General features: G+C 64.9%; 24 protein-coding genes and 1 tRNA gene. 13 read left to right on the forward strand and 12 right to left on the reverse strand.

Annotated features, from left to right (window positions below):
- Positions 1-13: 13 nt before the first annotated feature.
- Entirely contained in the window at positions 14-1,273 is a 1,260-nt protein-coding gene (locus tag SZ64_RS10900; RefSeq protein WP_054530851.1) for a multidrug effflux MFS transporter, read from the reverse strand.
- Between the two features lie 141 nt (positions 1,274-1,414).
- Here SZ64_RS10900 and dinB point away from each other — a divergent pair, with 141 nt between their 5' ends.
- On the forward strand, positions 1,415-2,530 hold the full coding sequence (gene dinB / locus SZ64_RS10905; RefSeq protein ID WP_054530852.1) for a DNA polymerase IV: 1,116 nt from the start codon (positions 1,415-1,417) through the stop codon (positions 2,528-2,530).
- A 144-nt stretch (positions 2,531-2,674) separates the two neighbouring features.
- Here the strand turns inward: dinB and SZ64_RS10910 are convergent, their stop codons facing one another.
- The 3 genes from SZ64_RS10910 to SZ64_RS10920 all read right to left on the reverse strand — a co-directional run bounded on the left by SZ64_RS10910 (position 2,675) and on the right by SZ64_RS10920 (position 4,522).
- Positions 2,675-3,142, reverse strand: a complete 468-nt coding sequence (locus SZ64_RS10910; RefSeq protein WP_054530853.1) for an NUDIX domain-containing protein — start codon at positions 3,140-3,142, stop codon at positions 2,675-2,677.
- Positions 3,130-3,750: a 6-phosphogluconolactonase gene (locus SZ64_RS10915; RefSeq protein ID WP_054530854.1), complete on the reverse strand. Its 621-nt coding sequence runs from the start codon at positions 3,748-3,750 to the stop codon at positions 3,130-3,132. The genes SZ64_RS10910 and SZ64_RS10915 overlap by 13 nt, the downstream gene beginning before the upstream one ends.
- 211 nt (positions 3,751-3,961) lie before the next feature.
- Positions 3,962-4,522: a hypothetical protein gene (locus SZ64_RS10920; RefSeq protein WP_054530855.1), complete on the reverse strand. Its 561-nt coding sequence runs from the start codon at positions 4,520-4,522 to the stop codon at positions 3,962-3,964.
- A gap of 73 nt (positions 4,523-4,595) precedes the next feature.
- Between SZ64_RS10920 and SZ64_RS10925 the strand changes: the two genes are divergently transcribed.
- The 5 genes from SZ64_RS10925 to SZ64_RS10945 all read left to right on the forward strand — a co-directional run bounded on the left by SZ64_RS10925 (position 4,596) and on the right by SZ64_RS10945 (position 9,512).
- Positions 4,596-4,952, forward strand: coding sequence for a hypothetical protein (locus SZ64_RS10925; protein ID WP_054530856.1), 357 nt, complete (start codon positions 4,596-4,598; stop codon positions 4,950-4,952).
- A gap of 59 nt (positions 4,953-5,011) precedes the next feature.
- Positions 5,012-5,314: a hypothetical protein gene (locus SZ64_RS10930; protein WP_054530857.1), complete on the forward strand. Its 303-nt coding sequence runs from the start codon at positions 5,012-5,014 to the stop codon at positions 5,312-5,314.
- 172 nt (positions 5,315-5,486) lie between these two features.
- Positions 5,487-7,391, forward strand: coding sequence for a potassium transporter Kup (locus SZ64_RS10935; protein WP_054530858.1), 1,905 nt, complete (start codon positions 5,487-5,489; stop codon positions 7,389-7,391).
- Positions 7,392-7,398: 7 nt separating this feature from the next.
- Positions 7,399-8,832: an ATP-binding protein gene (locus SZ64_RS10940; protein ID WP_054530859.1), complete on the forward strand. Its 1,434-nt coding sequence runs from the start codon at positions 7,399-7,401 to the stop codon at positions 8,830-8,832.
- A complete protein-coding gene (locus tag SZ64_RS10945) occupies positions 8,829-9,512 on the forward strand; it encodes a response regulator transcription factor (protein WP_054530860.1) in 684 nt (227 codons plus the stop codon). The genes SZ64_RS10940 and SZ64_RS10945 overlap by 4 nt, the downstream gene beginning before the upstream one ends.
- A 2-nt stretch (positions 9,513-9,514) precedes the next feature.
- On the opposite strand, the gene SZ64_RS10950 is transcribed toward SZ64_RS10945, so the two are convergent.
- A complete protein-coding gene (locus SZ64_RS10950; RefSeq protein WP_054530861.1) occupies positions 9,515-10,162 on the reverse strand; it encodes a TetR/AcrR family transcriptional regulator in 648 nt (215 codons plus the stop codon).
- A gap of 99 nt (positions 10,163-10,261) precedes the next feature.
- On the opposite strand from SZ64_RS10950, the gene SZ64_RS10955 reads away from it, so the two are divergent.
- Entirely contained in the window at positions 10,262-13,258 is a 2,997-nt protein-coding gene (locus SZ64_RS10955; protein ID WP_054530862.1) for a DUF2339 domain-containing protein, read from the forward strand.
- 55 nt (positions 13,259-13,313) lie between these two features.
- On the opposite strand, the gene SZ64_RS10960 is transcribed toward SZ64_RS10955, so the two are convergent.
- The 7 genes from SZ64_RS10960 to SZ64_RS10990 form a co-directional block, all read right to left on the reverse strand.
- Positions 13,314-13,387, reverse strand: a tRNA-Gly gene (locus SZ64_RS10960).
- Between the two features lie 145 nt (positions 13,388-13,532).
- Positions 13,533-15,218: an alkaline phosphatase D family protein gene (locus SZ64_RS10965; protein WP_054530863.1), complete on the reverse strand. Its 1,686-nt coding sequence runs from the start codon at positions 15,216-15,218 to the stop codon at positions 13,533-13,535.
- 156 nt (positions 15,219-15,374) lie between these two features.
- A complete protein-coding gene (locus tag SZ64_RS10970; RefSeq protein WP_054530864.1) occupies positions 15,375-17,702 on the reverse strand; it encodes a TonB-dependent receptor in 2,328 nt (775 codons plus the stop codon).
- Between the two features lie 181 nt (positions 17,703-17,883).
- The gene (locus tag SZ64_RS10975) at positions 17,884-18,516 is read right to left on the reverse strand and encodes an SCO family protein (protein WP_054530865.1); all 633 of its coding nucleotides are present in this window, start codon (positions 18,514-18,516) and stop codon (positions 17,884-17,886) included.
- Positions 18,506-19,066: a copper chaperone PCu(A)C gene (locus SZ64_RS10980; RefSeq protein WP_156313623.1), complete on the reverse strand. Its 561-nt coding sequence runs from the start codon at positions 19,064-19,066 to the stop codon at positions 18,506-18,508. Before SZ64_RS10980 ends, SZ64_RS10975 begins: the two co-directional genes overlap by 11 nt.
- Before the next feature lie 132 nt (positions 19,067-19,198).
- Positions 19,199-19,615: a hypothetical protein gene (locus SZ64_RS10985; RefSeq protein WP_054530866.1), complete on the reverse strand. Its 417-nt coding sequence runs from the start codon at positions 19,613-19,615 to the stop codon at positions 19,199-19,201.
- A gap of 58 nt (positions 19,616-19,673) precedes the next feature.
- The gene (locus tag SZ64_RS10990; RefSeq protein WP_054532203.1) at positions 19,674-19,916 is read right to left on the reverse strand and encodes a twin-arginine translocase TatA/TatE family subunit; all 243 of its coding nucleotides are present in this window, start codon (positions 19,914-19,916) and stop codon (positions 19,674-19,676) included.
- A gap of 123 nt (positions 19,917-20,039) precedes the next feature.
- Between SZ64_RS10990 and mce the strand changes: the two genes are divergently transcribed.
- The 6 genes from mce (at position 20,040) to SZ64_RS11020 (ending at position 26,299) form a co-directional block, all read left to right on the forward strand.
- A complete protein-coding gene (gene mce / locus SZ64_RS10995; protein WP_054530867.1) occupies positions 20,040-20,453 on the forward strand; it encodes a methylmalonyl-CoA epimerase in 414 nt (137 codons plus the stop codon).
- A 111-nt stretch (positions 20,454-20,564) separates the two neighbouring features.
- Complete coding sequence (scpA, locus tag SZ64_RS11000; protein WP_054530868.1) at positions 20,565-22,868, forward strand: methylmalonyl-CoA mutase; 2,304 nt, start codon at positions 20,565-20,567, stop codon at positions 22,866-22,868.
- An 8-nt stretch (positions 22,869-22,876) separates the two neighbouring features.
- Positions 22,877-23,275 carry a hypothetical protein gene (locus SZ64_RS11005; RefSeq protein ID WP_156313624.1) on the forward strand — a complete coding sequence of 133 codons (399 nt, stop codon included), beginning with the start codon at positions 22,877-22,879 and terminating at the stop codon, positions 23,273-23,275.
- Positions 23,276-23,277: 2 nt separating this feature from the next.
- Positions 23,278-23,466: a hypothetical protein gene (locus tag SZ64_RS11010; protein WP_054530870.1), complete on the forward strand. Its 189-nt coding sequence runs from the start codon at positions 23,278-23,280 to the stop codon at positions 23,464-23,466.
- A complete protein-coding gene (locus tag SZ64_RS11015) occupies positions 23,463-24,320 on the forward strand; it encodes an alpha/beta hydrolase-fold protein (protein ID WP_054530871.1) in 858 nt (285 codons plus the stop codon). Before SZ64_RS11010 ends, SZ64_RS11015 begins: the two co-directional genes overlap by 4 nt.
- Complete coding sequence (locus SZ64_RS11020) at positions 24,302-26,299, forward strand: acetyl/propionyl/methylcrotonyl-CoA carboxylase subunit alpha (protein ID WP_054530872.1); 1,998 nt, start codon at positions 24,302-24,304, stop codon at positions 26,297-26,299. Before SZ64_RS11015 ends, SZ64_RS11020 begins: the two co-directional genes overlap by 19 nt.
- Positions 26,300-26,324 lie beyond the last annotated feature (25 nt).

Here is a 26,324-nt window from a genome sequence, read left to right on the forward strand (position 1 = left end):
CCCGCGTGGCTCATCAGTGGACGTGAACCGGCGGGCCGGGCCGCGGATGCAGGCGGCGGAACAGGCGGCCCTTCTCGCTATAGAGCACAAGCAGCAGCGCGAAGACGCCTGCCAGCAACAGCGCCCATGCCAGCGGACGGGCCGTGCCATCGTAATTCTGGCCGATGACAAGGCCGATCAGCGCGGCAAGCACCATGCGCAGGAAGGACTGGATGGCGCTGGCGGCCCCGGCGATCTCGGCAAAGGGCTGCATCGCGATGGAGCCGAAATTGGCCCCCAGGAAACCCAGCAGCGCAAGGTTGCAGGCCATCAGCGGCAGGAACCACAGCAACGAAGAGCTGTGCGCCGAGTGGGAGACCCAGACCTGCAGCGCGCTGATCACGATGAACACCAGCAGGCCGGCATGGCTCACGCGGCGGGCGCCGAAGCGTTCCACGATACGCGAATTGACGATGCTGGAAATGGCCATGGTCGCCGCCGTTCCGCCGAAGATGTAGGGGAACATTTCGCCCGCGCCGAAATGTTCGCCCACAAGTTGCTGGGCGGAATTGACGTAGCCGAACACAGTGCCGATCACCAGCGAAGTGCCCAGCACATAGCCGATGGCCTGACGCGAAGTGGCCGCGATATAGAGGTTGCGGGCAAGGATCTTCGGCTGGATTTCCTGCCGGAATTCCGGGTGCAGCGTTTCAGGCAGGCGGATACCGGCCCAGATTGCCATCACCACGCCCATCACGCTGAGGCCCACGAAAATCCAGCGCCAGCCCGCCACTTCCAGCACCAGCTGGCCCAGCGAGGGCGCCACCACCGGCACAGTGATGAACACAGCCGAAATCATGGAGAAGACGCGCGCCATCTTGTCGCCTTCGAACTGGTCACGGATGATCGCGCCGGGCAGCACCATGAGACCCGCCGAGCCGAGCCCCTGGATGATGCGCATGATCAGCATCTGGTCGAAGCTCTTCACGAAGGCGCATGCAAAGCCGAAAACGACATAGCACAGCAGCGAGATCATCAGCAGCTTCTTGCGGCCGAAACGGTCTGCCAGCAGGCCGGGAACCAGCGTGCCTGCGCCCGTGGAAAGCAGGAACAGGCCGACGATATACTGCCGCTTGTTTGCGTCGAGCATGCCGAATTCGCCCGCGATCTCGTCGATTGCGGGCAACATGCCGTCGATTGCCAGCGCGTGCAGCGCCATCAGCATGGCGGTGAGAACCACCAGCTCCGTATTGCCCAGCATCCGCGGCGGGGAAGGGTTGGAAACCGTTGCCATGCGCGCCCCTTGCCCGCTCTTACAAGGCATGGCCAGCGAGAATTGTTGCAAGTGCTAACAATTTTCCTGTCGCCCGATGCACTGTTGCTTTCACCACCGGGGTGACGCGCGGCCCGTTAGGCACTAACCTCCGGCAAGGCCATGGACCGCGACGAAACCGACGATGGAGAGGCCACTCTGGGCCTCAGGAAGATCATCCATGTCGACATGGATGCCTTCTTCGCCAGCGTGGAACAGCGCGACGATCCCGATCTGCGCGGCAAGCCCGTGGCGGTGGGCGGTGCCACCGGGCGCGGCGTGGTTGCCGCCGCCAGCTATGAAGCGCGCAAGTTCGGCGTGCGTTCCGCCATGCCCTCACTTCGGGCGCAGCAGCTGTGCCCCGGCCTGATCTTCCGCAAGCCGCGCTTCGACATCTATCGCGAAGTCTCGCAGCAGATCCGCGCGATCTTCCGCGACTATACGCCCCATGTCGAACCGCTGAGCCTCGACGAAGCCTATCTGGACGTGACCGAAGACCTCAAGGGCATCGGTTCAGCCACCCGCATTGCCGAACTGATCCGCCAGCGCATCCGCAAGGAAACCGCCCTCACCGCCAGTGCGGGGGTGAGCTACAACAAGTTCCTCGCCAAGCTCGCCAGCGACCAGAACAAGCCGGACGGGCTTTGTGTCATCAGGCCGGGGCAAGGTGCAGCCTTCGTCGCCGGGCTGCCGGTGCGCCGTTTCCACGGCGTGGGGCCGCGCGGGGCGGAAAAGATGGCGAAGCTGGGGATCGAAACGGGTGCTGACCTGAGGGAGAAAGACCTGCCCTTCCTCAAGCAACAATTCGGCAGCTTTGCCGATTACCTCTATCGCGCGGCGCGGGGGATCGACCTCAGGCCCGTGCGCGCCAACCGCCCGCGCAAGTCGCTGGGCGGGGAACGCACTTTCATGGACGATATTTCGTCCGGCCACGCACTGCACGAGACGCTGGACACCATTGCCGACATCGTCTGGGGCCGGATCGAGGAAGCACAGGCGCGCGGGCGCACCGTCACGCTGAAACTGCGCTACACCGATTTCCGCATCGTCACCCGCGCCCGCTCGCTCACCCATTTCGTCAGCGGGAAGGAGGAATTCACGAAGCTGGGCCATGGCCTGCTGGACGAAATGCTGCCCCTTCCCCTGCCGATCCGGCTGATGGGCCTCACCCTGTCGGCGCTGGAGGGGGAAGAGGGCGAGAAGCCACTGAAGGACACGGCGCAGCTTTCGCTGCTTTAGCATCGTCATCCTGAACTTGTTTCAGAACCCATTTTCCCGCTTCGGGCGGCAGCAAGTGGGGCGCAGTGGATGCTGAAGCGAGTTCAGCATGACTAAGTTGAGAAGGTGCCTTTCTGCCCCCTTTCCCTTCGGGCTGAGACGGCCTCAAGCGACCTGTGGCATCATCCCGAGCGCCGCATCCACCAGCGCAACCCGGTCAGACGGCAAGGCATCGCTCGCAAAGAACCGCGCTTCCGCGATTTCGCGCCGGTCCGGCCGCGGATCGCCATTCAGCCGCGCGGAATAGATGTGGCTTGCGCAGGGCGCACCATGCAGGATGCGGCGGTTCACGCCCAGCGCCAGCAGGTCCAGCGCCTCGCGCCCCAGTTCCTCCGCAATCTCCCGCCGGGCGCCCGGTTCCGGCAATTCGCCCCGCCCCAGCCCGCCGCCAGGCAGGGTCCATTTGCCCGAGCCATAGGCATGGCGCACCAGCAGCACTTCGCCCGCATCGTTCAGCACCACCACATTCACCCCGGTCAGTTGCGGCCTCGCCAGCCGCCACCACGCCTTGCGCATTTCATGCGCCAGCCGCAGCCCGGCCCGGTGAAGCGGGGCGGGGATCAGGTGAAGCATGTGACAGGCTGGCTCGCCGCGCCCAGCAGCCGGGCCACGGGCAGATCGTTCTTCCCATCCGCCGCCGCCTGAAACAGCGCGCGCTTGTCATCGCCCCGGATCACGAACAGGATCGCATCGCTGGCAAGCAGTGCCGGAATGGTCAGGCTCACCCGGTCGAACGGGGCCTCCGGCGGCAGGGGATCGGGCGTGAGGCGGCGCACCTTGCGGGGGTCGTCCACTTTCGGATCGGTATTGGGGAACAGCGAGGCAATGTGTCCGTCCGCCCCCATACCCAGCCAGGCCAGCGCGAAATGCGGCGGGGCGCTTTCCGGCGCCAGCGTCAGCACGATCGCGCCTGCCGGTTCCATCAGGGTACGAATGCGGCCGACATTGCTGGCGGGGTGATCTTCCTCCACGATCCGGTCATCCCCCGGCCAGATGGCAATCCGCCCCCAGTCGAGCGGCATGGCGGCCAGCTGTTCCAGAATCGGAAAGGGGGTGGAGCCGCCCGGCACGGTAATGGCGATGCCGCCCGTCGCCTCTGCCAGTGCGGCGGAAAGCCTCTGGTGGAGCCATTGGGCAATCGCGCGATCATCCGCGCCGTGGATCATGTCAGGCCGAGTCATGAGGCACACCTATCATAGGCTGGCTCTACTGAAAGGCCGCCGCAGCATTGCCACGGCGGCCCCGCTGTCCAGGATCCAAAGGGCCAGGCGGAGCAGAATCCCACGCGCCGGGGGTTCGGTGGCTGCGGGCGGGCTTCGGACGGTCACCTTTCGATATTGGCCCAACGCATGAGCTTTCGCTAAAGTTCCGGCAAAATCGCGCGCGTGTTTCCTAAAGGATACCGCGCGCGGAAAGGCCGGTCCAGAAGGCCGCCAGCAGCATGGCAGCGGCAATCGAAAGCCGGATCGCGCGCCAGTTCACCCGCCTTTCCATCTGCCCGCCCAGTGCCCATGCCAGGGTGAGCGCCGCACCGCCGCCCAATGCCCCGCCCACGCCTGCCAGCATGGGCGATCCGGCCGAAGCGGCAAAGGCCACGATCAGGAAACGCGCCGCATCCATCACCTGCCGCGCGGCGATCACCAGCGTGATGGCCACGAAGGATCGCGTCGGCTCCACCGGATCGCGTTGGCGCACCGGCCACGCCAGTTCCCCTGCGCCGAGCAGCAGTGCCAGCGCCACGAACATGGCCTTGCCTTCCGGCGGCATGAGCTGGGCCAGCCCCGCCCCGACAAAGGCTGCGGCAGTCGAAGTCGCGATAGAGGATAGCCATGCGGCAAGCAGCAGTGGCCCGCCGGAACCCAGCCTGCCCGCCAGCACGGCGACCAACCGTTGGTCCCGCCCACCGGTTGCGGCAAGAAAAGTGGCAAGCAGGGCGAAGAAAAAGGCGGGCATGGCCCATGCCTAGCATGCCGCCTTTCGCCCGGCACTGGCAAATCCGGCGTACAGTCCCTAGCTAGGCCCGGATATGAGCGTGGCCATGGACATGAAGCGCGGAGCGTGGCGCTGGATCTGCACCCTGCTGGTGCTGGTTGCAGCCATGCATGCCGTGCTGCCATCCGGCCAGCCCTTGCAACGCGTCAGCGGTTCGGCATTCAGTGCCTCCACTTCCGATGTCGCAGTGGGCTTCGGCACAAGGGCGGAAGAGCGCAGGCAGGCCCAGCCTCAGCCCGCTCCGCTGCCAGTTGCCCGTCTGGCGGTGTTCCGCCCGCTCGCCCTGCAATTGCCGGGCCGCCCCTTTGCCCCCCGGCCCGAAACGCGCGGCCCGCCGCTTTTCGAGACGACGCTCTCCCCCCTCAGTCCACGGGCTCCGCCCTTCGCCTGACCGGCCACCGGCCGCGCATGAGCCGCGGCCAGATTTCCCGTCCGGACAGGATATGACACATGAGTTCCGACAATCCCGCCGCCGCCGAAAGGCGCGCGGCTGCCGAGCGCCTGCTCGAACGCTACCCCGACCTTGATGGCGGGGAACTGCAGGCGCTGATCCACTACTTCCGCAAGGAAGCCTCCTCGCTCGACTGCGCGCTGGTTTCCTCCAATTACGAAGTGCTGGGCAAATACCGGCAATTCTGCCGCGATCACTATCTCAGCCGGCTGCGCCCGCGCGAAGTGGCCCTGTTCGGGGCCGGAATAGCGGCGCTGGCGGGGCTGATTACCTTCTATCTGGCATTCGGCCAGCCTGCCTGACCTGCCGCCGGGGCGGCCTCCTCAAGGATGGCCGCCCCGGTACGCCATCGCCCTGCCTGAACGCGGAAAGCGGCAAATCTTATGCGGATTTAATGCCCGCCCCTTCGATCCCGCATGGCGCCTTAATGCGCGGCCGCGGCAGTGGAACGATCCTGCAAATCAGGATTCACCCATGCAAGCGCACAAGCCCCCAAAGGTCAGCACTCTTTCCGCACTCACTCTGGGCGCCATCGGCGTTGTCTATGGCGACATCGGCACCAGCCCGCTTTACGCCTTCCGCGAAGCGCTCGCCCATACGGCAGGCGGGGCGATTGGGCGCGCGGACATCATCGGCGTGCTGTCACTGATGATCTGGGCGCTGATCGTGGTCGTCACGCTCAAATACGTCCTCTTCCTCACCCGGATGGACAATAATGGCGAAGGCGGTGTGCTGTCGCTGATGGCGCTCGCCACGAAGGCGACCGGCGGACGCTGGACGATCGTGCTTCTGCTCGGCGCGGCTGGCGCGGCGCTGTTCTACGGCGATGCGATCATTACCCCGGCCCTGTCGGTGCTTGCCGCCGTGGAGGGGCTGAAGACCGTGCCCGGTCTCGACGATGTAATGCAGCTTCCGGTGATTCTGGGCATGACGGTTGCGATCCTCATTGCCCTCTTCGCCCTGCAATCGCGCGGCACGGCCAGCGTGGCGGGCCTGTTCGGCCCCGTCTGCGCCTTCTGGTTCCTGACGCTTGCCGCGCTGGGCCTGTGGCATATCGCGCAGGCGCCGGCGATCCTTGCCGCCTTCAACCCGATTGCCGCCGTGCGCTTCCTTGCCACGCATGGCGTGCCGGGCCTGTTCGTGCTCGGCGCAGTTTTCCTTACAGTAACCGGCGCCGAAGCGCTGATCGCCGATCTCGGCCATTTCGGACGCCAGCCGATCCAGCTCGGCTGGTTGGGCTTCGTCTGGCCGGCACTGACAATCAACTATCTGGGACAAGGGGCGCTCGCCCTTGCCACGCTCGAAGCGGCGGAGGCTGCAGGCAGGCCATTCGCCAATGCCGACTGGTTCTTCCTGATGGCGCCCGGAGCGCTGCGCGCGCCGCTGGTGGTGCTGGCCACCTTTGCCACGATCATCGCCAGCCAGGCGGTCATCACCGGGGCCTATTCGCTTACCCGGCAGGCAATCGCGCTGGGCCTGTTGCCGCGCATGGCCGTGCGCCAGACTTCCGCCCAGCAGGCCGGCCAGATCTACATGCCCGCAGTCAACTGGCTGCTGCTGGCGGGCGTCCTGGCATTGGTCTTCAGCTTCAGGAGCAGTTCCGCCATGGCAACCGCCTATGGCATTGCAGTGACCGGCACGATGGTGGTCACGACCTGTCTGGCCTTCATCATCGTGTGGCGCGGCTGGGGCTGGGAACCGTTCTGGACGGCCGCCCTGTTCTTGCCCTTCCTTGCCATCGACCTTGTCTTCTTCGGCGCCAATGCACTGCGCATCGCGGAAGGCGGTTGGGTTCCGCTGCTCGTCGCCGGGGTAATGGGCACGGTGATCGCCACCTGGCTGCGGGGGCGCAAGGCCGCCCAGGCACGCACGGCGCAGCAGGGCATGGCCATCGCCGAACTGGCGGATGCCCTTGTCAGGCGCCCGCCGATGCGGGTTGAAGGCCAGGCCGTGTTCCTGACGCAGGATCTGGACGTGGCGCCTTCCGCCCTGCTTCACAATCTCAAGCACAACAAGGCACTTCACCGGGCAAACATCATGCTGAAGGTCGAGCCGCAGCAGACCCCGCACGTACCCGCAGGCGAGCGGCTTTCCCTGGAGCGGATCGACGACAACTTTGCCCGCGCGACTTTGCGCACCGGCTATATGGACCCGGTGGACGTGCCGAGCGACCTTGCTCGCGCCGGGCTGCTTTCAGGCCCCGGCGGCACGTCCTTCTTCGTGGGGCGTAGCGCGATCCGCCGGGCACTGAAGCCCACCATGCCGCGCTGGATGGCGATGTTCTATGGCTTCCTCCACCGCAACGCCGCCGACCCGACCGCCTATTTCGCCATCCCTCCCAACAGGGTTGTCGAACTTGGCAGCCAGTTCGAGCTATAAGCCCGCCATGGACCGCCGGCTCTCCGCCTATCTGCTCGCCACGCTGGGAGTGGGCGCGATTGCGTGGATCACGGCATCGGCGCTGCCGGTGCTGGGCCTCGCCTCCTCGGCGCTGCTGTTCCTGCTGCCGGTGCTGTTCGCATCGGCGCGGGGCGGCATCGGGCCGGGCCTGTTCGCCGCGATCATCGGCGCCACTGCCTATAATTTCCTGCTGCTGCCGCCGCGCTTCACCTTCCGCATCCATGGGCTGGACAATATCGTCAGCGTGGTGGCGCTGGTGGCAGTGGCACTGGTGACCAGCCGCCTCGCCACCCGGCTCAAGGCGCGCGAGAGGGAAGCGCTGGCACAAGCAGCCGCCAGCGCGGAAATCGCCGCCCTTTCCGCCCTGCTGACCGAAGGTGAAGTCACCACTGCACCAGCGCGCGGGACAGCGTGGCTGGCCGAACATCTGGGCCATGTGCGGCTGATTGCCGGAATGACGGACCTAGAAGGCGATGCGGGCTTTTCCGCGCTCGATCTGTCAGCGGCGGCCTGGGCAGTCCACAATGGCGACATCACCGGCCATGGCAGCGCGGTCATGCCCGTTGCCGAATGGAGCTTCTTCCCGCTTTCGCCACGGGGGCGCTTGGGCGGCGGGCTGCTCGCCGTGGCCCGCCCTGCGGAAGGAGTGCCCCGCAGCGAGGGCGACCTGGCGCAATTGCAGGCGCTCGCCTTCCTGCTGGGCCAGGCCTGCGACCGCTCTGCACTCGAAGCCGAGCGGCGCGAACGCGCGCGGATCGAAGAGAGCGACCGGCTGCGCCGCGCTCTGCTCGCCTCGCTGGCGCATGACTTCCGCACACCGCTGACAGTGATTGCCGGGCAGCTCGAAGCGCTGGCCGCCACTTCGCCGGAAGCAGGGGAAGCATTGGCGGCAGCGCGGCGGCTGGACCGTACGATCGAAGATCTGTTCGGCGCTGCGCGGCTGGAAGACGGCTCGCTCTCGCCCGCTTCGGAAAGCCTCGACCTCGTCGATGTGGCAACACCCGCATGCGACGCGGTGCCCTTGCCCGATCACATCGCGCTTGCCCGCGCCATCCCTCCTGACCTGCCCTTCGTGAAAGCCGATCCGGTGCTGCTGCATCACATCCTGATAAACCTGATCGACAATGCCGCACGCCATGCGCACCGGCAGGTCACGATTGAGGCGAAGGCCGATGCAGGCCGCGTCCTGCTATCGGTTTGCGATGACGGGCCGGGCATTCCCGAAGCCGCGCGCGAGCGGATGTTCGAACGCTTTGCCCGGCTGGAGGGCAGCGACCGCAGGCAAGGCAGCGGGCTTGGCCTAGCCATTGTGAAGGGCTTTGCGGACGCAATGGGAATCGCCGTCGAAATATCCGATGCTCCGGGCGGCGGCGCGTGCTTCACTCTGGCAATGCCCCCTGCGGAAGGGACAGCCCAATGAGCAGGATTCTGGTGGTCGATGACGAGCCTGCGATCCAGCGCCTGCTGCAGGCGGTTCTGGAGCGTGGCGGCCACGCGGTGCTGCCTGCCACCAATGCACGCGACGCTGCGGCGCTTCTCGGTCGGGGCGGGATCGACGCGGTCCTGCTCGATCTCGGCCTGCCGGACCGCGACGGGATCGAACTGGTCGGCGCGATCCGCGCCGGATCGGCAATTCCAATCATCGTCCTCACCGCACGCTCGGAAACGTCGGAGAAGATCGCCGCGCTCGATCTGGGGGCCGACGATTACGTCACCAAACCATTCGACGGCGATGAACTGCTGGCGCGCCTGCGGGCAGCGCTACGCCGCGCAGACAGGTCCGCGCCGGTCGGCGACACAATCGCCTTCGGCCCGTTGAAGATCGACCGCGCGCGTCGGGAAGTCACCGTAGAAGGCACGCCGGTTACGCTGACGCCGAAGGAGTTCGCGGTTCTCGAAACGCTGACCGAAGCCGGGGGCCGCGTGCTGACCCATGCCGCGATCTTGGAGCGCGTATGGGGCAAGGCCCATGCGGAAGATGTCGATTATCTGCGGGTGGTGATCCGTGCCTTGCGGCTCAAGGTAGAAAGCGATCCATCCTCGCCCAGGCTTATCAGGAATGAACCAGCCATCGGCTATCGCCTTGCGGAAATTCCCTAACACTATGCAATCCCGGACGACCCGCCCCCAGCCCAATGGCTACCGGGCGAGCGTCCGCCGCTGGCCACCTGCGTGAGGCATTCGCAAACACGGTCATAGGCAGCGCCAATCGGGTCCGGCTCTTCCATCAGCGCAAAACTGCCGCTCACGGCAAAGGCGCAATGGCCATGTACGACAGCCACAAGCGACGCAGCAAGCCGCGGAAGGCCCACTCGCTCCGGCGCGGGAAGGATCGCCGCAATTTCCTCGATCACGATGGCAGTCAGTTCGCCGCGCTGGAGGCGGTCCGCTTCCGACAGCTCGAAGTCCGCCGGCAAGTGATGATCGAAGATCGCATTCCACAAGTTGGAATTCTCGAAGGCGAAAGTGAAATAGCCTTCCACCAGCAGACGGATTCGATCCGGCTCTCCGCTGGCCAGCCGGCTGCGCAGATGGTCTGCCCACAGTCCGAACGTGCGGGTGTTGATGGCCGCGATCAGCGTGTCGAGCGATCCGAACACGTTATAGATGGTTCCCACCGAATATCCGGCACGCTTGGCCACTTCGCGGCCGGAAAACCTGGCAAGCCCTGCCTCGGCCATATGCGCGTGGCCCAATGCCACCAGCATTTCCCGCAACTCCTCGCGGGTATGATCGGATCTTCTGCCCATGACGCCGCCCTAAAGACAAAATTGAACAATGTCCAATTTCTATATTGAACACCGCTCATTTATCGGGTAGGCCCAGCCGGCAATATGGGGAGATTAGGCGTGGAACTGATCCTGCTTGGGGTTGCCGGATGGGTGATCTATCTTCTGTGGCAACGTGTCGAAGCGTTGCAGGCCCGCCTGGAGAAGGTCGAGGACGATAGCTGGCTGGTTCGCCGGATAGAGGCGCTGGAAGCTGCTGACACCACCACAACACAGCCCCCGGCACCCGCTCCTGCTCCTGCTCCTGCTTTCGAACGGCCGCCGGTCCCAACCGTAGCCCCAGTGGAGGAAATTGTCCCCGCAAGGCCGGCACGGCCGATCCCCGCAGCTCCGCTCGAAAAGGCGCCAGAACCTGCGGCGATTGCATATGATACGGTGCGCGAAGCCTTTGTGGCGGGACCGGCCGAAGATGCGCCGCGCCCCGAGCCTAAGCCTGCATGGCGTCCGAGCTTCGATTTCGAAGACCTGTTCGGCCGCCTGCTGCCGATCTGGGCAGGCGGGATCACGCTGGCCGTCGCCGGCCTGTTCATCGTGAAATATTCCATCGAGGCAGGCCTGCTGACCCCGCCCGTGCGGGTTCTGCTGGCCATGATGTTCGGCGCGGGCCTGCTGTGCGGCGCGGAACTGGCCTTTCGTTTCGAAAACCGCATCGCCGATCCGCGCGTGAGGCAGGCGCTCGCGGGCGCTGGCCTCGCCACGCTCTATGCCGGGTTTTACCTCGCGGGCACGACCTATGGCCTGATTGGCCCCCTGCCCGCCTTTGCCGGCCTTGCGGCCGTGACCGCAGGCGCCATCGCCCTTTCCTTCCGGTTCGGCATGCCAAGCGCGGTTCTCGGCCTGATCGGCGGCTTCGCTGCACCCCTGCTGGTCGGCGGAGAACAGGCCAATATCCCGCTGCTGACTGCCTATCTCGCATTGGTCACCAGTGGGCTGACCGTCACTTCCCGCCAGCGGCGCTGGGCATGGCTCGGCCTTGCCGCGCTGGGCGGCGGGCTGGGCTGGGGCATCCTCCTGCTGTTGAGCCTTGGCGGCGGAATGGCCGGAACCTTTGCGGTCGGGCTGTTCCTCATTCTGCTCGGCGTCGTCATCCCGGCATGGGCCATGCCCGACACCGGCAATCTGCGGCGGCTGGTGGAAGCCGCCGCTGCAGGCGTGGCCGCACTGCAGATGGCTGTCCTGATCGGCAGGACGGACCACAGCATGCTTGCCTGGGGCCTGTTCGCGCTGCTGGCCGGGGCGCTGGCTGTTCTGGGCTGGAAGGCCCCGCAATTGCGGCGCGCCAGCGGCTTTGCCAGCCTGCTGGTGCCGCTGCTGCTGGTCGACTGGAGCAATGCCGCGGCCATGCCATTCGGCATCGTCGCTGCAGCCTTTACCGCAATCCTCGCGGGGGCGCCGGTTGCGTTGACGTTCTACCGCCGGCAAAACCGGATCGACCTGCTGCAGCTCTGCCTGTTTACGCTCGCCCTATTCGGCGTCGTCGCCCTGCTGTTTGGCACTTTCAACGATGCGATCCAATGGAACATCGGCGCTGTGGCACTGGCCCTTGCCGCCTTCCCGGCGCTGGCCGCCTGGCGCCTCTGGCCGGCGAGCGAACAGCGATCCGCTGAGCACATGGCGCTCGTCGCCACCGCCTTCGCCCTGCTCATGGCCGGCGGCCTTTATGTCTCGCCCGGCTGGGCGGCGCCTGTGGTGGGTGCACTGTTGAGCGTAGCCCTGCTGCTGCTTGACCTGAAGCGCCGCAATGCAGGCCTCATTGCCCTGTCGTGGGCAGCTGCGGCGACTGTGGCGGTGCTGCTTGTCCTGTCCGGCGATTTCACGAACGAAGCCGCGCGGCTTTCCGGCCTCGGCGACGGTACGCCTGACTTCCTCGCCGCACTGCGCTGGGCCATGCCTGCCATGGTGCTTGCCTTGCTTGCCTGGCGCGATCGGGAAAGTTCTGGAAAGACACTGGCCGAAGTGCTCGCGGCGATCGTCGCCTATGGCCTCAGCGCCCAGATCCTTCCGTCCGACATTCTCGCATGGTTCGCCAGCGCAGCAGCACTGGCAGCGCTGTTCGCCCTGCCCCAGCGCCATGCCGGTGCAACGGCCATGACGGCAATCGGCGGCCTTTGGGCCATCCCGACCCTGCATGGCTGGGGCATAGCTGGCATCATGGCCCTTGCCGGGGAACCCATGCTGGTGGGTACCCTTCCCTTGCTGCAGGAGACGGGGCTGCACCTGCTGCCGCTGGCAGTATCGCTTGGCGTCACGCTTCTGGTTCGCGAGCGGCAGGGTAGCCGGCTCGCCAAGGCGCAAACGGTCCTGTTCGGCATGGCTGCACTGGTCTGCGCCCACATCGCATTCAAACACCTGCTGGCCATCGACAGCGCGGCGGACTTCGCCCGTGCCGGCCTGGTGGAACGCACCCTTTGGGAGGCACTGCTGCTGGCTGCCGCCTATGGTGCATACGCCCTGCGCGGTCGGCTTGCCCAAGGCAGCCGGATCGCCTGGATGCTGGCCGGGATTGCGGGCGCGCATTGGTTCTGGTTCACGCTGGCACTGCACAACCCGCTGCTGGTGGGCCAGCATGTCGGCCCCGTACCCATCGCCAACCTGCTGCTTCCGGCCTATGGCCTGCCGGTTGCCGCCCTGCTCTGGCTGCTCGCTGGACCTGCCGGCGGCGAGCCGCGCATAAGGGCGCTGGCAGACAGCATGCTGATGGCGCTCCTCTCCGTGTTCGCCATCAGCGCGCTACGCCAGATCTTCTCCGGCACCGATCTTACAGCATTGCCCCTCGGCCAGACGGAAGACCTGCTGCGTTCGCTCACCGGGATTGTCCTTGCCATCCTGTTCCTGCTCTGGGGCGCACGGCATAATCTGCGCAGTTGGCGGATCGGTTCGCTGGCCGTCATGTTGCTGGCGGTGCTGAAAGTGTTCCTGGTGGACGCGGCCGGGCTGGAAGGCCTCGCCCGCATCGCCAGCTTCGTCGCACTTGGCTTCAGCCTAATCGGGATCGGCTGGTTCTACGCCCGGCAGCTCCGCCGTGTGCCGGGGTCGAGGGAGGTGCAGCTTGGCTGACGGACGGAGAACCGGCCGACTAAGCAGCTATCCAGCAGTGGCAAGGCAAAGGGGCTGGAGCGGGTGAAGGGAATCGAACCCTCGTATTCAGCTTGGGAAGCTGCTGCTCTACCATTGAGCTACACCCGCGATACGGCATGAATGCTGGCATTCCGGCCGCCTGGGCGAAGATCGGGTTGGCGCGTTTCGCGCATCCCGCTTCGTCTGGGCGGCCAGTGCCACAACATGGTCGGGCCGGTCAATCGGCACTTGCGCAAATGCGCGCCAGCACCTGTCAGCCCTGCAGTACCACTGCCCCATCCTTGCGCGCCAGCGCGAAGCGATTGAGCACCAGCGTGCGATAATCGGGCCGCAGGATCGTATCGACCGCCACGAAGCTCGCCTCGCCCCCACCGCGCGTCAGTTCGAGGCGAACGTAGCCCTGATGCATATTGTCGGTCCACACCACTTCAGGATTGTGATCCGTGAAGGCCTGATCGAGCTTCACCGACAATTCCGGCCCGAAGCCGCTGGAAATGAAATCGCCGGGCGAGGTAATGCCTGCCGTGCCCAGTTCCACCCCTGCCGGGCGGCCCGCGCCATCGGCCAGCTGGTTCGCCCAGAAGCTGTGGCTATCGCCGGTAAGGAACACGAGATCCCCGGCCCCGGCCTTGCGGCTGAGATCGTAGAGCCTCTCGCGCGCCCATTCGTAACCATCCCAGGTGTCGGGATAGAAGGGCAGGTTCCACTTGCCTTTCCACGCCAGCGCCTGCGCCTCCAGCGAGGCATCGGCCGCAGGCTGCGCCAGCAGGCCGAGTGACACCACGTCCGGCACATTGGTGCGCGCGATGGGCATGGGATTGCCGATCAGGCGCCATGGCTGGCCACCCGCCACGGACTGTTCCAGCGCGGCGGAAAGGTCTGCCTCCAGTTCTGGCGCCAGCATGGTGCGGCCGGGCGCGCCGATTACATCCTCCACCAGATGGCGGGCATCGTCGGAGCTGGCGAGCGTGGTGGCGTAATCGAGATAATCGATCTGCTCCGCACGCGCGGTGTGGCGGGTTTCCAGCGTGAACAACGTGGCCAGATCGCCGAAGCTGTAGCTGCGCCAGAACTGCATCCGGCTGCGCCCCTTCTGCGCCAGCCATTCCGGCTCGCGCACCGGCATCCATTCGAAATAGGCCTGGATCGAAGCCGCGCGGCGGGCCTTCCAGTCCCCTTCCGTTTCCGGCTGGTGGTTCTGCGCCCCGCCGGTCCACGGATTATTGGCACTTTCGTGATCGTCCCAGCAGGCCAGCAGCGTATGCGCGGCCAGCATCGCCAGCGATCCGGCGTCGGTCTTGTACTGGGCGTGGCGGGTCCGGTAATCGGACAGGCTCACGATCTCATGCGCGGGTTCGTGGCGGCGGCCGATGGCGCGGCCGACATCGTCGCCCCAGCCGTCCTGACCATATTCGTAAATGTAGTCGCCCGTGTGCAGCACGAAATCGACATCGGCATCGCGCGCGATCGCATCATAGGCGTTGAAGAAGCCGAAGGGGTAATTGGAGCAGGAGGCAAGCGCGATGCCCAGCCGGTCAAGCGGCCCCTCGGGCAAAGTGCGCGCACGGCCCACGGGGGAGATCGCATCGCCCAGCTGGAAGCGGTAATAATAGGTTCGGCCCGGCTTCAACCCGCCGGCCAGCAGCTTCACCGTATAGTCCCGATCCGCCCCGGTTGTTGCCGTGCCCTGCTGCACAATCTTCTCGAAGGCGAGGTCTTCGGCCAGCTGCCAGCGCACTTCGGGCGTGCCCTCTGCCGTTACGCGGGTCCACAGCACCACGCTGGTCCCATCCGGATCGCCGCTGGCCACGCCGTGGCGGAATACGGGATTGGCGGACAGATCATGCGCGGCCGCGCGCCACGGCAGCGTTGCCAGGAAGGTGGTGCCGGCAAGGCCCGCAAGAGTGGTGCGACGAGTGACGGGGGCGGCGAAGGCCATGGTGCGAACTCCGAATTCTGGGTTTGTCTGGTAAGTCGCCGGGCCGGTCATGGGCGGTGAAACGGAAAGGGCGCCCCCGCAAGGGAAGCGCCCCGATTCCATGCCGAAACCGGCCGGGCAGGCACGGCGGAGAATGCCCCGCCGCGCCCGGCCGGATCAGAAGCCGGCCTTGACGGTCACGAAGACCTGACGGGGAGCGCCGACCAGCAGGGTCTGGCGGTCGCCCGAATTGCCGTAGCCGCCCGAACCGACAGTCGCGATATACTGCTTATCGAACAGATTGGTGGCGTTCAGCTGCAGCTCGATCTTGTCGGTGAAGCGATAACCCAGGCTGGCATCGGCCAGCAGGCGGGCATCGACCGACTGGTCGTTCAGATAAGTGAAGTAGCGTTCCGACATCCAGTTGAGGCCGACGCGGCCGAAGATCGTACCGTCGTCATAGGCCAGTTCGCCGCGCAGCATGTGCTCGGGGCTGTCGGTCAGCGTCTTGCCCTTGATCGCCGCCAGCACGTTGCCGTCGCCATCGACAACATCATCACGATAAGTCGCATCGGTGTAGCTGTAGGAAGCGAAGAGCGAGACATTGCTGCCCAGCTTGAGGTCACCAGCCGCTTCGAAGCCGATCGAACGGACCGAACCGACATTCTGCAGCGCGCTGGGGTTGCCCTGGATCGAAGAACCTACGGCAACCGACAGCAGGCGGTTCTGGAAGTTCACCAGATAGACGCCGACCACGCCGTTGAAGCTGGAGGTGTTGTAGCGCAGACCCGCTTCATAGGTGTCCGAGCTTTCCGGCTTCAGCGTGTTCTTGATGGCATCGAAACCGGCCTGATTGGTCGAGAACGGGCCAGTGGTGGTGGCCGACGCATAGGCGCGGGTCGACTGGGTGAAGCCGGCGAAGACTTCGGCATTGTCGGTCAGTTCATAGACCAGGCCGACATGCGGCTGGAACCAGTCTTCTGCCGTGATCTTGCCTTCCGGATAGCTCGCCTGGACCACTGCGTCAGCCTTGTTGGTGACCTTGAAGCCCTTCCAGCCCAGATTCACCTTCAGCGATCCGAGGTCGATCTTGTCGGCCACGAAATACTGCAGCGTGTCGGTAGTGAAATCGAATTCCCACTGGGTGTAGAATGGATTTTCCGGATAATCGCGGAACGAGAAGCCCGGATCGGTGCGGCTTGCCAGCGCATAGAAACGGCGGGCCTGATTGAACTTGTTCTGTTCGTACCAGCCGCCGACGCTGACCTGATTGCTGCCCAGATCGATGTCGAGCGCGCCGAAGATGCCGCCACGGTCGATTTCATATTCAGTCGTGCGGACCGAGATCGGCGTGCCGTTCGGGCTGGGCACGTAAGGCGTGGCCCACAGGCCCATGCCGCGGTTGTTGTGGTAATAACCCTTGACCGAAAGGTTCACCTTATCGCCCAGCGGCGCCTTCACGCCCAGCGAGGCCACGAAGTCCTTACGCAGGCCGGCAGCGTCGTAATAGGCATCGTCGACGCTGGCGTAATTGCCGGGATAGACATTGCCGGCAGCCGGATTGCTCGGCGGCAGGCCGGTGATGTCCGAAAGCCCGTCAGCCCCCAGCTGCTGGGTGGTGTTGTTGTAGAAGTCGATATTGTTGGCGACGTCGGCCAGCTGGATCGCCAGCGCATAATCGCCGAACAGGTTGTCCGAACTGTAACCGAGCCGCTCAAGCATATCGAGCGACATGTCCTGATAATCCTGCTCGCGGCGGTCCGAATAGCTCAGCCAGCCATCGACTTCGGCCTGACCCACCGGGATCACGACCTTGGCGTTGACCATGTGCTGGTCCTGCGTGCCCTTGCCCTTGTACTTGTCGGTCGAGCCATAGGCATAGCTGACATAGCCGCGCGGGCCTTCGGGGCTGCCGGCATTCACGCGCACGAAGCCGCGCATCGTGTCATTGCTGCCGTAAGTGGCGGCGGCATCGACGGCGAAGTGGTCTTCCGGATCGCGCGAAAAGGTCTGCACGGTGCCGCCCAGATTGTTGGTCGACTGGGTGCCCAGCGTGCCGGCGCCCTGCGAGACTTCCACGCGGCCCACGTTTTCGGGGCTGATCACGCGGCTGATATGCACGCCGTTGTGGTTGCCGTAGCTCATGTCACCCAGCGGAATGCCGTCGAAGGTGAAGCCCAGCTGGTTCTGGTTGAAGCTGCGGATGGTGACGCGGGTCGACCATTCGTAATTGCCGAAGGGATCGGCAGACTGGAAGTTGACGCTGGGCAGCTTCTCGATCGCCTTGAGCGGGCTGGTGCCCGGCACGAGGGTGACGATGTCGTCCGACGAGATTTCCTGCACCTGGCGGGTTTCGCCCTTACCGTAGACGACGATTTCGTTCTCGACCGTCTCGGTGGTTTCGGCGGCTGCGGCAGCTTCTTCGGCGTGGGCGGCATTGGCCAGCGCAAGGCAAGTCAGGCTGGCGCCGATGAGCACGCCCGCACGGAGCTGATTGAATCGCATTTTTGGTCCCTCATGCTTATGTTGCAGCGCGCCATTGGCGAGGGATTTTGAAACGCAGAGGTCAGTTCAGCGTCGGAATTGTGACTATTTTGACGAATTGGTTTCAAACGTGAACTTATGCTGCGGTGCGACGATTTTCCTTCCGCACCGCAGCTTTTTTGCATCACTTCCAAACCTGCCTTCAGCTCACCAATCGCTGCAACTTGGCGAGCGAGGCGGCTTCGGTTTCGTGGTGGTCGATGATCGACTGGAGCTTGCCGTCCCGGTCCATCAGGAAGACCGAAGCCGTATGGTCGATCGTGTAATCGCCGCCCGGCTGGGGCACCTTGTCGTAGAAGACATGCCAGGCCTTCACGATTGCCGCGATCTGCTCGTCAGAGCCGGTCAGGCCGACAATCGACGTGCCGAACAGATCGACATAGGCGCCGATGTCCGCAGGCTTGTCGCGCTCGGGGTCCACCGAGACGAATACAATGCGGAACTTGTCTCCATCCGCGCCCAGTTGCTGGCGCAGGCGGGCCATGCGGGCGAGCGTGGTGGGGCAGACATCCGGGCAACGGGTGAAGCCGAAGAAGATCGCATAGGGCTTGCCCGCGAAATCCTTCTGCGTGACGGTGGAGCCATCCGGGGCGACCAGCGTGAACGGGCCGCCGACGCTGTCGCCATAGGCAGCCGGTTCCGGTGCCTTGTGGCCGGAACCGAACCACGCGGCCAGTGCAAGGCACCCAGCCAGCGCCACCGCCAGCCAAAGCACCATGCGCAAGGTCCGCGCGCCTTCGGCCGGATTGCCTTCGAGCGGTTCGTCAGCCTTCATGGCCGGCCATCCCGGAATGATCCATCTCGCCCATCGGCTGGTCCGTTCCGGCAGGACCGGTGGCAGTGACCGGCTGGACCTCCAGCGAGACCTCGACATCGCCCGCCTTTTCGAAATGGAGCACCAGCGGCACGGTGCCGCCCGCAGTCAGCGGCTGCTTCAGGCCGATCAGCATCAGGTGGAAGCTGCCGGGTTTCAGCTCCACCGTGCCGCCCGCCGGGATCTCCAGCCCATCTTCAAGCTGGCGCATGCGCATCACCCCATTGTCCATGGACACGGTGTGGACCTGCACTTCCCCGGCGGCGGGGCTGGTGGCCGAAACCAGCCGGTCGGCCTCGCTGCCCGGATTGGCGATGGTCATGAACCCGCCCCCGGTCGACTGGCCCGGCGCAGTCTCGCGCGTCCACGCGCCGGAAATCGCGATTGCGGCCGCCTCGGTGGAGGAAGCCGCTGCCTGAGTGGCTTCGCTTTGGGGTTCGGAATTACAGCCCTGCAGCAGGGCGGCGGCAAGGGCGAAGGCGCCCGCGGCGCCTTTCATGCGGAAGGTCATGGCATATGCTCCAGATGGAATGTGGGGCGCTTGCCGCCCGTCGGGGCAGGCAAACAGCTTGTTCGGTGGATTGTTCCGGCGGGCCACGAAGGGGCGCGCGCCGGTTACGGCTGACGTTTCAGTGCGAAAATGTCAGGCGGTAGCCGGTGGGCCGCGCAGGGGCGGCTGGAGATAATCGGCGCGCCGGAAGGGCAGGCGCGCAGCCGGGCGCAGGCCCAGCAGCAGGATGAAAGCCAGCGCAAGCGCCAGCAACGGTGCATCTGCCCCGCCCATTGCCGCCATGGACAGCGAGGAGAAGGAACACTGGCCCCCTTCCTTGCCCTTGCCGTGATCGCTCTTGCCATCGAAGGGAGAGGGTCTGACCGGGACTTCGATAGTGGCGAGCGAAAGCGCGCCATCGACGCCATTACAGATGGTAACCGCGATGCTCTTCGATCCGCCCGCCACCATATAGCCGGCAGGGATCAGCGCCTTCATGCACAGGGCCAGCAGCAGCACCACAATGGCGGTGCGTCTGTTGCCCAGGATCAGGGTGCGCAGGGCGTGCATCGCCGCTGCCAATAAGCTCGCCGGAGAGCCTTGTCAGCCCCTTCCCGGCGAGATCGGCTCAATTGGCCGCCGAGTTACGCTCTGCCGTTTCGCTGCCGGTCTTGGCGGCATCCGCCTGTTCGGCCGTGATCTGCGCAACAGGCGCGCTGGCGGGCTTGTCGTCATCCTCGGCCATGCCCTTGCGGAAGCTGCGCAGGCCCTTGCCGAAATCGCCCATCGTTTCCGAAATCCTGCCCCGGCCGAACAGAATCAGCACCACCACGGCCACGATCAGCCAGTGCATCATGGAAAAGGAACCCATTTCGAATCGCTCCACCGTAAGGTCGGTATTTCTGGCGCGCCTATAACCGAACCATGCAAGGAAAGTGACAGAATTCGAGTTCGCCATTCCCCGCCCGCCCGCATCGCGCTAGTGCTCGGGGCCATGGATCTAGGCCCGCTCAATCACGTCGGCGTCGCTACGCCATCCATTGCCCGCTCCGTCGCCTTCTGGCGCGGCACGATGGGCGCCACTCGCATTCACGATCCCTTCCCCATGGTCGAACAGGGTGTGACCGTGTGCTTCGTGGATACGCCCAACACTCAGATCGAACTGCTGGAGCCGCTGGGCGAGAATTCCCCCATCGCGAAATTCCTTGAGCGCAACCCGGAAGGCGGCCAGCACCACCTTGCCTTCGAAGTGCCCGACATCGCCGCCGCCCGCGCGGAATTCGAGGCACAGGGCAAGCGCATCCTCGGCCCCACCCGCATCGGCGCGCATGGCACCCCGGTGTTCTTCCTCCATCCCAGGGACATGGGCGGCGTGCTGACCGAAATCATGGAATGGCCCAAGCGGTGATCGGCATTTTTCCCATTCCGTCCACCCTGAGCCTGTCCACGGGCTGCTTTGCCCTTCGAAGAGAAGGGCTGTGCTTCGACAAGCTCGGCACGAACGGGTCTGGAATATCGAATGAGCAATAAGTCCGACTGGCAGGCCCGCGCCGAAAAGGAAGCGAAGGGGGCAGACCTCACCTGGCACACGCCGGAAGGGATCGCCGTCCAGCCGCTCTACACCGCCGATGACGCGCCTGCGGACCCCGGAGTGCCCGGCTTCGCCCCCTTCACCCGCGGCCCCTATGCCAGCATGTATACGGTGCGGCCCTGGACGATCCGGCAATATGCGGGCTTCTCCACGGCGGAGGAATCGAACGCCTTTTATCGCCGCAACCTCGCCGCCGGGCAGAAAGGCCTGTCGGTCGCCTTCGATCTCGCCACCCATCGCGGCTACGATTCCGATCACCCCCGCGTTGTGGGCGATGTCGGCAAGGCAGGCGTGGCCATCGACACGGTCGAGGACATGAAGCTGCTGTTCGATGGCATCCCGCTGGCCGAAATGTCCGTTTCCATGACGATGAATGGCGCCGTGATCCCGATCATGGCCTTCTTCATCGTCGCGGGCGAGGAACAGGGCGTGCCGCGCGCCCAGCTTTCCGGGACCATCCAGAACGACATCCTCAAGGAGTTCATGGTCCGCAACACCTATATCTATCCGCCCGAACCATCGATGCGGATCGTGAGCGACATCATCGCCTTCTGCTCGGCCGAGATGCCGAAATTCAATTCAATCTCGATCAGCGGCTATCACATGCATGAGGCCGGGGCGACGGCAGTGCAGGAACTGGGCTTCACCATTGCCGACGGCAAGGAATATGCGAAGCGCGCCATGGAAGCCGGGCTGGACATAGACGCCTTCGCCCCGCGCCTGTCCTTCTTCTTCGGCATCGGCATGAATTTGTTCATGGAAGTGGCGAAACTGCGCGCCGCCCGCGTGCTGTGGTGCCGCGTGATGGAAGAACTGGGCGCAAAGAGCGAAAAGTCCAAGGCGCTGCGCACCCATTGCCAGACCAGCGGCGTCAGCTTGCAGGAGCAAGACCCCTATAACAACGTCATCCGCACCACGGTGGAGGCACTGGCCGCCACTCTGGGCGGGACGCAAAGCCTGCACACCAATGCGCTGGACGAGGCATTGGCCCTGCCGACCGACTTTTCCGCCCGTATCGCCCGCAACACCCAGCTTATCCTGCAGGAAGAAAGTGGCATCACCCGCGTGGCCGATCCTTTGGGCGGGAGCTACTATGTCGAGGCGCTGACTGCCGCTCTGGTGGAGGACGCGGGCAAGCTGATCGCCGAAGTGGACGCCATGGGCGGCATGACCCGGGCCGTCGCCAGCGGCATGCCCAAGCGCAGCATCGAACAGGCCGCCGCCGCGCGTCAGGCCCGCGTGGACCGGGGCGAGGATGTGATCGTAGGCGTCAACAAATATCGCCTCGCCGAGGAACAGCGGATCGAAACGCTGGAAGTGGACAATCACGCCGTGCGCGAAAGCCAGATTGCGCGAATTGCGGCAGTAAAGGCCGGGCGGGACGAGGCGAAGGTGCGGGCAGCACTGGCGGCGCTGACCTATGCGGCCAAAAATCCTCCCCCCTCGGGGGAGGGGGACCACCCGCAGGGTGGTGGAGGGGGTGTGCCCGAAGGCAATCCCCCACCGTCATCGCTGCGCGATGCCACCTCCCCCGGCGGGGGAGGATCGAAACAGGGCGATACCCTACCTCCTACTCCCGCTCAGCCTGAGCCTGTCGAAGGCCACGCGCCAACCTCGCCCCACGAAACCAACCTCCTCACTCTCGCCATAGAAGCCGCCCGCGCCCGCGCCACTCTCGGCGAAATCTCCGCCGCGCTGGAAGAAGCATTCGGCCGCTATGGCACCCAGCCCGAACCCGTCGGCGGCATCTACGGCCCGGCCCATGGCGATGATCCGCGCTACCAGCAGGTGCTGGACGGCGTGGCCGCGGTAACCCGGCGCCTCGGCCGCAAGCCGCGTCTGCTGGTCGCGAAGATGGGGCAGGACGGGCATGATCGCGGGGCCAATGTCATCGCCAGTGCCTTCACCGACATGGGCTTCGACGTGATCAGCGGGCCCCTGTTCCAGACCCCGGCCGAAACCGCCGCCCTCGCCCTTGCCGAAGGCGTGGACGCCGTGGGCGCCAGCAGCCTTGCCGCCGGGCACAAGACCCTCATCCCCGAACTGATCCGCCATCTGCGCGAGGCAGGCCGCGCCGACATCAAGGTAGTGGCCGGCGGCGTGATCCCGCCGCAGGACTACGACTTTCTGCGCGAGGCAGGCGTGCAGGGGATTTACGGGCCGGGCAGCAATGTGGTCGAATGCGCGGCGGATATGCTGCGGCTGTTGGGGCACAATATGGGGCCAGAATGAGAAGGTCGATGAAACCCTTTGTGATGCTCATGACCGCCAGCGTGCTGCTCGGGGCGTCACCCGCGCAGGCTTGTGGCTACTATGGTCCCGAACATGAAAAGCGGGAGCGTAAGGAGCAAAAGCGTTATCTCGAATATACGGATCGCGTCGTCGATGGCGTCTGGAGAGAAGCGGAAAGAGATAAAGAGAGCAATATCGTGAGCGGCGCGATCTTGATCGAAGGGAAGGGAAAAACAGAAAAAATATCGCTGACCTTTTTTCCTGAGATCAATTGCGGCTTTCCTAGCTTCCCCCAGAACGGAGACAAAGGGACGTTCTACCTGCGTGCTGAGATAAGCACGAACGACTACTTCAACGAGGAATTAGAATACGACCTCCTCCACTTCCAGCGCCGCGAAAGACGATAAAGATGTTCACCAAAATCCTCATCGCAAATCGCGGCGTGATCCCGCCGCAGGATTGCGATTTCCTGCACGAGACATGCGTTAAGAGGATTTACGGGCCGGGCAGCAATGTGGTCGAATGCGCTGCGGATATGCTGCGGCTGTTGGGGCACAATATGCCGCCTGTGGGCGAAGAAGCGGACTTGGCGGAATGAGGCGCCTGCCCATCGCGATCCTGCTTGCGGTTGCCTCCACAGCCTGCGCGGCGCAGGAGCCGCCGGCAACGTCCGCGGCAACTCCCATCGTCATCGGCGAGAGCCGCGTCCTCGATTCCGCGGTGATGGGCACGAAGCGGACAATCAACGTCTCGCTGCCCCCGGATTACGCGGAGGAAGGAAAGACCTATCCGGTCCTCTATCTGCTCGATGGCGGAGTGGATCAGGATTTCCTGACCGTGACCGGGGCGATGCGCCTCGACGCCATGTGGGGCCGTTCGCGCGATGCGATCGTCGTCGGGATCCAATCCGTCGATCGCCGGGCCGAACTGACCGGGCCGACCAGCGACCCCGACTTGCTCGCCACCTATCCGACCGCCGGCCAGTCGGAGCAATTCCGCCGCTTCCTCGGCGACGAGGTCGTTCCCTTCGTCGAGAGCCATTATCGCACCAACGGCGAGAGCGGGGTGATCGGGGAATCGCTGGCCGGTCTGTTCGTTCTGGAGACCTGGCTGCGCCAGCCGCGCCTGTTCACCCGCTATGTAGCGATCTCTCCCAGCCTGTGGTGGGACCATGAAAAGCTCACCCGGCTGGCGCCGCAATTGCTGCGCGGAAGCGATATTCGTCCCCCGCTCGCCCTGGTGACCGAAAACGAGGGCGGGGAAATGGCAGCGGTCGCCGATCGCTTTGCGGCGCTGCTGCCCGGCTCTGCCTGTCATGCCCCGCAAACGGCCTATGGCCATGCGACGATCTATCATGCGATGACGCCCGCTGCGCTGCAGTTCCTGTTCCCGCCTGAACAAGCGCCGCCTCCCGAATACGGATTCGAGGTTCCATGTTCTCCAAGATCCTGATCGCCAATCGCGGCGAGATCGCCTGCCGGATCATCCGCACCGCGCGGCGCATGGGGATCGCCACGGTGGCGGTCTATTCCGATGCCGATGCGCGCAGCCCGCATGTGAAGCTGGCGGATGAGGCGGTGCATATCGGCCCCTCCCCCGCCGCGCAGAGCTATCTCCTGCCCGACAGGATCATCGCCGCCTGCAAGGCCACCGGGGCCGAGGCGGTCCATCCGGGCTATGGCTTTCTGTCCGAGAGAGCGAGCTTCGTGGAGGCGCTGGAGGCGGAAGGGATCGCCTTTATCGGCCCGCCCCCCAATGCCATCGCGGCCATGGGCGACAAGATCGAGAGCAAGAAGCTGGCGCTCAAGGCAGGCGTGAATGTCGTCCCCGGCTTCGTCGGCGAGATCGAGGATACGGAACACGCCGTCCGCATTGCGGGCGAGATTACCTATCCGGTGATGATGAAGGCCAGCGCGGGCGGGGGCGGCAAGGGGATGCGCCTTGCATGGTCCGAACAGGACGTGCGCGAAGGCTTCGAAAGCGTGAAGCGCGAGGGCCTCAACTCCTTCGGGGATGACCGCGTCTTCATCGAGAAATTCATCGAAAGCCCGCGCCATATCGAAATCCAGGTTCTGGGCGACCGTCATGGCAATATCGTCCACCTGAACGAGCGTGAATGCTCCATCCAGCGCCGCCACCAGAAGGTGGTGGAGGAAGCCCCTTCGCCCTTCGTGACGCCGGAAATGCGCGCCCGCATGGGGGCGCAGGCCGTCGCGCTGGCGCGGGCGGTAGGCTATCATTCGGCAGGCACGGTGGAACTGATCGTCAGCGGCGCGGACCCGACTGGCGAGAGCTTCTATTTCCTCGAAATGAACACTCGTCTGCAGGTGGAACACCCCGTTACCGAGGCGATCACCGGGATCGATCTGGTGGAACAGATGATCCGCGTTGCGGCGGGCGAGGCCCTGCCCTTCACGCAGCAAGACATCGGGATCGACGGCTGGGCCATCGAGAACCGCGTCTATGCCGAAGATCCCTATCGCGCCTTCCTGCCCAGCACCGGGCGGCTGGTGCACTACGTTCCTCCCCCTCCCCGTGCCGGGGAGGAACAGGGTTATGTGCGGATCGACGATGGCGTTGCCGAAGGCGGCGAAGTCTCGATCTTCTACGATCCCATGATCGCCAAGCTGATTACCTGGGCTCCCACGCGGGACGAGGCGGCGGACCTGCAGGTGCAGGCGCTGGACGCCTTCCGCATCGAAGGGCCGGGCAACAATCTCCACTTCCTCTCTGCCCTGATGCAGCACCCCCGCTTCCGTGCGGGCGAACTGACCACGGGCTTCATCGCCGAGGAATATCCCGAAGGTTTCACCGGCGCCCCGGCCTCGCCCGAATTGCTGCGCGCCCTTGCCGCTATTGCGGGCACGATCGCCACGATCAATGCGGACCGGGCGCGCCGGATCGCCGGGCAACTCAACGGCCCACCCGCCCCTCCGGGTGACTGGCAGGTGAGCATCGACGGGCAGGATCATGCGGTCAGCATCGAGGAAGATGCGATCACCGTGGATGGCCAGCCGGTGGACGTGGCCTTCGAATATACGCCGGGGGACCGGATCATCCTTGCCGAACTGGATGGCGAGCCGCTGACCGTTCAGGTCGCCCCCCAAAGGCTCGGTTATGTGCTGTCTACGCGCGGGTTCAGTCGCTTTGTGCGCACGCTGAACGCCCGTTATGCCGCCTTGAGCGCACATATGATCGAGAAGGAAGCGCCCGACCTTTCGCGCCTGCTGATTTGCCCGATGCCCGGACTTCTCGTGGCTTTACATGTGGTTGAAGGGCAGGCCGTCGAACCCGGCCAGCCCCTCGCCACGGTGGAGGCAATGAAGATGGAAAACATCCTCCGCGCCGAAAAATCAGGTACAATCAAGCAGATAAACGCCGCCATCGGCGCCAGTCTGGCAGTCGATGCCGTGATCCTGGAACTGGATTAGGCCGCCGAAAAGCTTCGGCCCTGCC

This window comes from Erythrobacter sp. SG61-1L (genome assembly GCF_001305965.1).
In the GTDB taxonomy this organism is placed as follows: domain Bacteria; phylum Pseudomonadota; class Alphaproteobacteria; order Sphingomonadales; family Sphingomonadaceae; genus Andeanibacterium.

Bases quoted from the DNA above. Each gene is read 5' to 3' on its own strand.
- SZ64_RS10900 (WP_054530851.1), bottom strand. From the start codon at position 1,273: ATGGCAACGGTTTCCAACCCTTCCCCGCCGCGGATGCTGGGCAATACG.
- dinB (WP_054530852.1), top strand. From the start codon at position 1,415: ATGGACCGCGACGAAACCGACGATGGAGAGGCCACTCTGGGCCTCAGG.
- SZ64_RS10910 (WP_054530853.1), bottom strand. From the start codon at position 3,142: ATGCTTCACCTGATCCCCGCCCCGCTTCACCGGGCCGGGCTGCGGCTG.
- SZ64_RS10915 (WP_054530854.1), bottom strand. From the start codon at position 3,750: ATGACTCGGCCTGACATGATCCACGGCGCGGATGATCGCGCGATTGCC.
- SZ64_RS10920 (WP_054530855.1), bottom strand. From the start codon at position 4,522: ATGCCCGCCTTTTTCTTCGCCCTGCTTGCCACTTTTCTTGCCGCAACC.
- SZ64_RS10925 (WP_054530856.1), top strand. From the start codon at position 4,596: ATGAGCGTGGCCATGGACATGAAGCGCGGAGCGTGGCGCTGGATCTGC.
- SZ64_RS10930 (WP_054530857.1), top strand. From the start codon at position 5,012: ATGAGTTCCGACAATCCCGCCGCCGCCGAAAGGCGCGCGGCTGCCGAG.
- SZ64_RS10935 (WP_054530858.1), top strand. From the start codon at position 5,487: ATGCAAGCGCACAAGCCCCCAAAGGTCAGCACTCTTTCCGCACTCACT.
- SZ64_RS10940 (WP_054530859.1), top strand. From the start codon at position 7,399: ATGGACCGCCGGCTCTCCGCCTATCTGCTCGCCACGCTGGGAGTGGGC.
- SZ64_RS10945 (WP_054530860.1), top strand. From the start codon at position 8,829: ATGAGCAGGATTCTGGTGGTCGATGACGAGCCTGCGATCCAGCGCCTG.
- SZ64_RS10950 (WP_054530861.1), bottom strand. From the start codon at position 10,162: ATGGGCAGAAGATCCGATCATACCCGCGAGGAGTTGCGGGAAATGCTG.
- SZ64_RS10965 (WP_054530863.1), bottom strand. From the start codon at position 15,218: ATGGCCTTCGCCGCCCCCGTCACTCGTCGCACCACTCTTGCGGGCCTT.
- SZ64_RS10970 (WP_054530864.1), bottom strand. From the start codon at position 17,702: ATGCGATTCAATCAGCTCCGTGCGGGCGTGCTCATCGGCGCCAGCCTG.
- SZ64_RS10975 (WP_054530865.1), bottom strand. From the start codon at position 18,516: ATGAAGGCTGACGAACCGCTCGAAGGCAATCCGGCCGAAGGCGCGCGG.
- SZ64_RS10980 (WP_156313623.1), bottom strand. From the start codon at position 19,066: ATGACCTTCCGCATGAAAGGCGCCGCGGGCGCCTTCGCCCTTGCCGCC.
- SZ64_RS10985 (WP_054530866.1), bottom strand. From the start codon at position 19,615: ATGCACGCCCTGCGCACCCTGATCCTGGGCAACAGACGCACCGCCATT.
- SZ64_RS10990 (WP_054532203.1), bottom strand. From the start codon at position 19,916: ATGGGTTCCTTTTCCATGATGCACTGGCTGATCGTGGCCGTGGTGGTG.
- mce (WP_054530867.1), top strand. From the start codon at position 20,040: ATGGATCTAGGCCCGCTCAATCACGTCGGCGTCGCTACGCCATCCATT.
- scpA (WP_054530868.1), top strand. From the start codon at position 20,565: ATGAGCAATAAGTCCGACTGGCAGGCCCGCGCCGAAAAGGAAGCGAAG.
- SZ64_RS11005 (WP_156313624.1), top strand. From the start codon at position 22,877: ATGAAACCCTTTGTGATGCTCATGACCGCCAGCGTGCTGCTCGGGGCG.
- SZ64_RS11010 (WP_054530870.1), top strand. From the start codon at position 23,278: ATGTTCACCAAAATCCTCATCGCAAATCGCGGCGTGATCCCGCCGCAG.
- SZ64_RS11015 (WP_054530871.1), top strand. From the start codon at position 23,463: ATGAGGCGCCTGCCCATCGCGATCCTGCTTGCGGTTGCCTCCACAGCC.
- SZ64_RS11020 (WP_054530872.1), top strand. From the start codon at position 24,302: ATGTTCTCCAAGATCCTGATCGCCAATCGCGGCGAGATCGCCTGCCGG.